Source organism: Streptomyces sp. adm13(2018) (assembly GCF_008042145.1).
Taxonomy (GTDB): domain Bacteria; phylum Actinomycetota; class Actinomycetes; order Streptomycetales; family Streptomycetaceae; genus Streptomyces.
Map to the genome: position 1 here is coordinate 1 of NZ_RDBH01000289.1, position 827 is coordinate 827.

Annotated in this window: 1 protein-coding gene; it reads right to left on the bottom strand. The window is 76.1% G+C overall.

The window, feature by feature from the left end:
* Positions 1 to 147 precede the first annotated feature (147 nt).
* Positions 148 to 600 (bottom strand): hypothetical protein, encoded by a 453-nt coding sequence (locus tag EAO70_RS36685; protein WP_187284208.1) that lies wholly within the window; start codon positions 598 to 600, stop codon positions 148 to 150.
* Positions 601 to 827 lie beyond the last annotated feature (227 nt).

Here is an 827-nt window from a genome sequence, read left to right on the forward strand (position 1 = left end):
GTTTTCGCTCCTTCCGGTGGTGGGTCAAGGGTGGCCGCAGGCCATCGCGCAGCGACGCGACGAAGGAGCGCCCTTGACGCACCACCGGAAGGAGCGACTCTCGGAGAGAGGGCGGTCCCACCCGTCACTCACGCACCCGGCCCACCCTTAGAGGCCCCCGAGGCACCTGGGGCAGAACGTCTCGTCGGCCACCGGCCGGAAGAGCATGGGCTGGGTGTGCCCGTCGCCCGCGCACTCCCGCGTGCCTTCCAACCGCGACGAGAGCCGTGGGCCGGACACCGGGGGAGTCGGCGCGGGCAGTGGGAGCGCGCGGGGCGGGACCTCCCGGAGCAGGTACCGCACGAGCCCGCCGGGACGCAGTACGGGCGTTCCCTCGCCCGGCAGGCCGCGCAGGACGTGTTCATGGACATCCGCCGAGCCGTGCCCGGCGGCCAGCCAGCGGGCGGCGAGCCGGGTCAACTCCTCGCGCATGCCCGGCGGGATGTGCCGGAGCGCAGGCGAGAGGAGGGGCAAGGCGCCCACGAGCGCGCGTGCTTCGTCCAGCCGGAGGGCGTCCCGGTCCTCGGGGTCCTCGGAGTCCTCGGGGTCCTCGGCCCGCACCCCGGCCGGGCTCTCCGGCGACGACGCATCCTGGGCCCCGGTGTGTGCGCGGGCCCGCTCTGGCGGCGGGGCGTTCCCCTCCTCGGGCCGCGCCGCGCCCCCGCCTTCCGGTGGGGTGACGCTCTCCTCCCCGCGCCGCGCCGCACCCCCGGCTCGGCTCCGATGCCACGCGCCTGCTCACCTGGCAGCTCTCTCTCCCCGCCCACGCCCGGGAAACCCTCTCGGAC